Source organism: Albidovulum sp. (assembly GCF_049646345.1).
Classification (GTDB): Bacteria; Pseudomonadota; Alphaproteobacteria; order Rhodobacterales; family Rhodobacteraceae; genus Albidovulum.
Genome location: NZ_JBARVQ010000035.1, coordinates 1 through 6,110, shown reverse-complemented (window position 1 = coordinate 6,110; position 6,110 = coordinate 1). Strand labels below are relative to the sequence as shown.

At 60.9% G+C, this 6,110-nt stretch carries 5 protein-coding genes and 1 tRNA gene; 5 read left to right on the top strand and 1 reads right to left on the bottom strand.

Features of this window, described 5'->3' with window-relative positions; all coding sequences use genetic code 11:
• Window positions 1–202 precede the first annotated feature (202 nt).
• Window positions 203–691: a Hint domain-containing protein gene (locus tag WBB85_RS00865; RefSeq protein ID WP_432636728.1), complete on the bottom strand. Its 489-nt coding sequence runs from the start codon at window positions 689–691 to the stop codon at window positions 203–205.
• 185 nt (window positions 692–876) lie between these two features.
• On the opposite strand from WBB85_RS00865, the gene WBB85_RS00860 reads away from it, so the two are divergent.
• From WBB85_RS00860 to WBB85_RS00840, 5 genes are all read left to right on the top strand, one after another.
• A tRNA-Leu gene (locus WBB85_RS00860) sits at window positions 877–961 on the top strand.
• A 19-nt stretch (window positions 962–980) separates the two neighbouring features.
• Complete coding sequence (tig, locus tag WBB85_RS00855; protein WP_432636727.1) at window positions 981–2,315, top strand: trigger factor; 1,335 nt, start codon at window positions 981–983, stop codon at window positions 2,313–2,315.
• Window positions 2,316–2,579: 264 nt separating this feature from the next.
• Entirely contained in the window at window positions 2,580–4,406 is a 1,827-nt protein-coding gene (locus WBB85_RS00850) for a M3 family oligoendopeptidase (protein WP_432636726.1), read from the top strand.
• Entirely contained in the window at window positions 4,403–4,906 is a 504-nt protein-coding gene (locus WBB85_RS00845) for a GNAT family N-acetyltransferase (RefSeq protein ID WP_432636725.1), read from the top strand. Before WBB85_RS00850 ends, WBB85_RS00845 begins: the two co-directional genes overlap by 4 nt.
• A 10-nt stretch (window positions 4,907–4,916) precedes the next feature.
• On the top strand, window positions 4,917–5,891 hold the full coding sequence (locus tag WBB85_RS00840) for a hypothetical protein (RefSeq protein ID WP_432636724.1): 975 nt from the start codon (window positions 4,917–4,919) through the stop codon (window positions 5,889–5,891).
• Window positions 5,892–6,110 lie beyond the last annotated feature (219 nt).

Sequence of the window (6,110 nt, the reverse complement as noted above, 5' to 3'; positions counted from 1 at the left end):
CTTCATCGCAGGGCTCTTGGCGCGCGGTTTCGCGCCGATGCAGGCGGCCGAGACGGCGGCCTGGCTGCATGTTGAATGTGCGTTGAAATTCGGGCCCGGCCTGATTGCCGAGGATATTCCGGAACAGATTCCGGCGGTCTTTCGCGATCTCAGGCTTTGAGGGCCCCCGTAAGGTGGGTTTCAACCCACCTTGCCTCAGGGGTCACTCGTCGGCGATCTGAGCCTCGGCCTCGACCGCAGCACAGGCCAGTTCCAGCCCTTCGGCATAGACTACCTGTGGCGTGTCAAACCTGAGGTCGTATAGCCGCATCGACAGCGCCTTGGTCGGGGCGATGAATTCACCATCCGTCAGGCGCGAGATCGGCATCACCGCCTCGGCGGTGCCGAAAAGCGCCTCGGCCCGCCAGTCGCGGATCAGGATCTGCGTTGTCTCGGGCAGGACCAGATCCTGCTCGGGCCGGTCGTGGCCAAGGGCACCCGCCTTCACACAGACGGCCGGGCCGGAATAGCGGTGCACCCTGACCTCACGTACCACCCGCATCCCTTCGCGCGTGATGACGCGGTCGCCGGGTGACAGGAAATCGACCGGCAAAGCGCCGTCGAGTGTCAGCACAACCGTGCCGGACGCAATGCCGTGAGTGGTCTTTACCGGTGTATCGGCCCGTTCAGCCGCCAAATGTTCGCGTGCCATATGCGTCATCCGGATCCCCATTGTTATTATTCTATGCTTCGCATCCTGATTGCGGAATATGTCAACATTGCGCAGCGGCCGGGCCCATTCTGCGGCGCTTTTTCCGCTCGCATCGCGCTGTGAACCTTGCTAGAAGGGCGCGGATTTCGGAGGCGGTCCTGAAAAGGGCCGCTTCTTTGGGCATCGCGGGTGTGGCGAAATTGGCAGACGCACCAGATTTAGGTTCTGGCGCCGCAAGGCGTGGGGGTTCAAGTCCCTCCACCCGCACCATGGATAAAAGGACGAAGGAATGCAGGTCACCGAGACCCTGAAAGACGGCCTCAAGCGCAGCTACACGATCACCGTGCCGGCCGCCGATCTTGATGCGAAGGTCAATGAAAAGCTCGTCGAGGCGCAGCCGGAAGTCGAGATGAAGGGCTTTCGCAAGGGCAAGGTGCCGATGGCGCTTTTGAAAAAGCAGTTCGGCCCGCGCATCCTTGGCGATGCGATGCAGGACGCGATCGACGGCGCGATGAAATCGCATTTCGACACCACCGGCGACCGCCCGGCTTTGCAGCCCAAGGTCGAGATGCAGGGCGGCGAGACCTGGAAAGAGGGCGACGATGTTATCGTCGAGATGTCCTATGAGGCGCTGCCCGAGATCCCTGAGGTCGACGTCTCGAAGGTCAAGCTGGAAAAGCTGGTCGTCAAGGCCGAGGACAAGGACGTGACCGAAGCGCTGGAAAACCTCGCCAAGTCCGCGAAGAACTTCGAGGACAAGAAGAAGGGCACCAAGGCCAAGGACGGCGATCAGGTCGTGATCGACTTCGTCGGCAAGATCGACGGCGAAGCCTTTGAAGGCGGTGCGGGTGAGGATTACCCTCTGGAACTTGGCTCCGGCTCTTTCATCCCCGGTTTCGAGGAACAGCTCGTCGGCGCCAAGGCCGGTGACGACGTGGCCGTCAAGGTCTCCTTCCCGGCCGAATACGGTGCCCAGCACCTTGCCGGCAAGGAAGCGATCTTTGACTGCACGGTGAAAGCCGTGAAGGGCGCCAAGCCCGCCGAGATTGACGACGAACTGGCCAAGCAGTTCGGGGCCGAGAGCCTTGAGGCCCTGAAGGGCCAGATCACCGAGCGGCTGGAGGCCGAATATACCGGCGCTTCGCGTCAGGTGATGAAGCGCGCGCTTCTCGATCAGCTCGACAAGCTGGTGAAATTCGACCTGCCGCCAAGCCTTGTCGAGGCCGAGGCAGGGCAAATCGCCCACCAGCTCTGGCATGACGAAAACCCCGATGTGCATGATCACAACCACGACCACATCGAACCGACCGACGAGCACAAATCGCTCGCCGAGCGTCGGGTGCGTCTGGGGCTTCTGCTGGCCGAGATCGGCCGCAAGGAAGAGGTTGAGGTCACCGATGCCGAGATGACGCAGGCGGTGATGAACCAGGCCCGTCAATATCCGGGGCAGGAACGCGCCTTCTTCGAATTCGTGCAGAAGAACCCGCAGATGCAGCAGCAGCTGCGCGCGCCGATCTTTGAGGACAAGGTCGTGGATCTCGTGGTTACCGGTGCCAAAGTGTCCGAGAAAGAGGTTTCCAAGGACAAGCTCCAGAAAGCTGTCGAGGCGCTGGACGAGCTCTGATCCGACCAGATTGGATGGGAAAAGGCCGCGCACTGCGCGGCCTTTTTTTGCGTTTGAGTGAGACCCGATCGGGGCGTTGCTGACAATCGTGGATACGCCCCTTCGCCCGGGAACAAGTCAAGACGCAGGGAGCTGCATTCGTTCCGGATCCGCAGCCAAAACCCAGCTCAGCCCCGGCCGATGCGCGGGAAAACGCGCACCCGCCCTTGCCATGCCCCATTGCCCCTGCCATCTCTGGACGAAAGCATTCGTAGGAGTTCCCCCATGCCCATTCGCCTGCCCCGCCCGGTCTTCGACGCCAATGCCTCGTCCGGGGGGCTCGGCAATCTGCCGGAATGGGATCTGAGCGATCTTTACGCAGCCCCCGACGCGCCCGAGGTCAGGCGCGACATGGACTGGCTGGAAGGGGCCTGCGCAGATTTCGCGGCGACTTACGAGGGCAAGCTGGCGACCCTTGACGCGACCACGATGCTGGGCTGCATCCGCGCCTATGAAAAGATCGAGGCCGTGGCGGGCCGCATCATGTCCTATGCGGGCCTGCGCTATTACCAAAACACGATGGACGCCGCGCGGGCCAAGTTCATGTCCGACTGTCAAGACAAGGTCACCGAATTCACCACGCCGCTCGTTTTCTTCTCGCTCGAATTCAACCGGATTGAGGATGACGCTTACGAAAACGTGTTCACCGCCAATGCCGATATCGCCCGTTACAAGCCGGTCTTCGACCGGATGCGGGCGATGAAGCCGCACCAATTATCGGATGAGCTGGAAAAGTTCCTGCATGACCAGTCGACCGTCGGCGCATCGGCCTGGAACAAGCTGTTCGACGAGACGATGGCCGGACTGGAATTCACAGTCGAGGGCGAGGCGGAGGCGATGAACCTTGAAGCCACGCTGAACCTTCTCTCGGAACAGGACCGCGCCCGGCGCGAGGCGGGCGCGAAGGCGCTGGTCAAGGTCTTTGGCGAAAACGTCAAGCTCTTCGCCCGTGTCCACAACACACTTGCCAAGGAAAAGGAAATTGAGGATCGCTGGCGCAAGATGCCCTCAGCACAATATGGGCGGCACCTGTCGAACCATGTCGAACCCGAAGTGGTGGAAGCGCTGCGCAACGCCGTTGTCGCCGCCTATCCGAAGCTTTCGCACCGCTATTACCGGCTGAAGGCGAAATGGATGGGGCTGGAGAAGTTGCAGGTCTGGGACCGCAATGCGCCATTACCGATTGAGGAAAAGAAAACCGTCAATTGGGACGAAGCGCGCGACACAGTGATGACAGCTTACACGCACTTCGCCCCGGAAATGGCTGATATTGCAAAGCCTTTCTTTGATAATGGCTGGATCGATGCGGGCGTGAAACCGGGCAAGGCACCCGGCGCCTTCGCCCATCCGACCGTCACCGACGTCCACCCCTACATCATGCTGAATTATCTCGGCAAACCGCGTGACGTGATGACGCTGGCCCACGAACTGGGCCATGGCGTCCATCAGGTTCTGGCCGCCCCGCAGGGTGAGATGCTGGCCTCAACCCCGCTGACTTTGGCTGAAACTGCCAGCGTCTTTGGCGAAATGCTGACCTTCCGCAAGCTGCTTGCACAGGCCAAATCTCCGGCCGAACGCAAGGTTCTGCTGGCTGGCAAGGTTGAGGATATGATCAACACGGTCGTCCGCCAGATCGCCTTCTATGACTTCGAATGCAAGCTGCACGCCGCACGCCGGACGGGCGAATTGACGCCCGAGGATATCAACGCGCTCTGGATGAGCATTCAGGACGAAAGCCTGGGCGATGCGTTCGAGTTCATGGAGGGGTATGAGACCTTCTGGTCCTATATCCCGCATTTCGTCCACACGCCCTTCTATGTCTATGCCTATGCGTTCGGCGACGGCCTCGTGAATGCGCTTTATGCGGTCTATGAGGAAGGCCTGCCGGGGTTCGAGGCGAAGTATTTCGAGATGCTTAAAGCGGGCGGATCGAAGCACCACAAGGAGCTGTTGGCCCCCTTCGGGCTTGATGCCAGCGATCCGAAATTCTGGGACAAGGGCCTGTCCATGATCGCCGGAATGATCGATGAGCTGGAAGCGATGGAGGGGTGACAAGCGTCACCCTGACGCCCATCGGCCGCGACGATTTCGATCGTGTGGCCGGTATCCACGTCACCCCGGAACAGGAAAGGTTTTCCGGCACCGTTGCCGAGGCCTTTGCGTCGGGTGAGACTGGCATAGACTTTCACGCGATCCTTCAGGACGGTCGCGCGGTCGGGTTCTTCAAGATCGACCGCAACTATGCGCAACGCCACGATTCTCCGGAACAGGACGAGCTTAGCCTGCGGGCCTTCATGATTGATCGCGACATGCAGGGCCGTGGCATCGCCACAGCCGCCGTCGTCGCTCTCTCGCCCTATCTCGCCCGACATTATCCGGGAAAGGAAAGCGCCGTTCTGACGGTGAATGTGGCGAACCCTGCCGCCATCCGCTGCTATCTCAAGGGTGGGTTCCACGATACCGGAGCGGTCTATCCCCATGGCGATGCAGGTCCGCAGCATATCCTGAGGCTTATTCTGCGGATGGATTGCACCCGGACGGAAGCCGGGTAAACTCCCGCCCATGCAGTCCGCACGTCTTATCCTTCACCTGCCCAAAGCTGTCCTCGCAGGCGATGAGGGCCTGAAATGGTTCTATCGCCGGCTCTGTGATGAATTCACGGAACGTGGCGGTGTGGTCCGCAAGGTGCCGCATGAACGCGAATTGCTGCTTGCGGATATGCTGGAGGATGACGATTTTCACATCGTCGATCACGGCGCGTTGCGGCATCCGCGTATCCTCAATACCGGCATTGCCTATCTCTTTCCGTTCTGGAACCTCGACCCGCACGGTATCAGGGCGCTCTCGTCCATCGGCGAAGCGAAGTTCCGCCGCAGCGAGGTGGATGCGAAGGCCGCCAACGCCTTTCATCGCCACATGGTCGGACGCTGGGTCAAACAGCGCCGGTCGCGCGGTGCGCAGCCGGACGCCGAGGTGGATAGCCCCGAAGGCGCCATCGCCGTCTTCCTGCAAAGTGAAAAGGACCGCGCGGTCGAGGAGACCTGCCATCTTGACCGCACCTCCATGGTCAAGGCGCTGCTCAGGCGCGACGATCCACGTCCCATTGTCATCAAACCCCATCCGCGTGACACATCCCCCGATACGGGCGAATGGCTGGCCGAGCTTGCCGCGCGCGATGAAAGGGTCGTGGTCAGCCATGGCAATATCCACGACATACTCTCCAAGGCCGCTGTCACGGTGACGATCAACTCGGCCGTGGGGATCGAAAGCATGCTGCACCGGGTGCCCGTGGTCCTGTGCGGCCGGGCCGATTTTCACCACGCCGCGGTGACGGTCGAACGGCAGTTCGACATGGACGGCGCCATTGCCCATGCAACGGGACGGCGCTGGCCCTATGCCAAGTTCCTTTATTGGTATTTCCGCGAGAATTGCATCGACGCGGGCAGCCCCGCGCTTGTCGATGACGTACTGACCCGGATTGCCGCAACCGGCTATGACATCGCCCGTTTCGGTCTGGCGACAGAAATGCATTGCTGAACGCCGGACAGCGACGACCCGCCCCCCAGATTCTCTGAAACCTGCTCGCTGGCCGTGGCAAGCATTTCCGACCCAAATATCATGCATTTCCAGCCCATGGACGAAGCCGCTCCGCGGCACTGGCGCATTTGGCTGATGGAGTGAGCCGCCCATAGCGGCGCGCATTATGCGATCTGACCGACCTGGCTGACGATTGGGACCTTCTCAATCATCAGACAG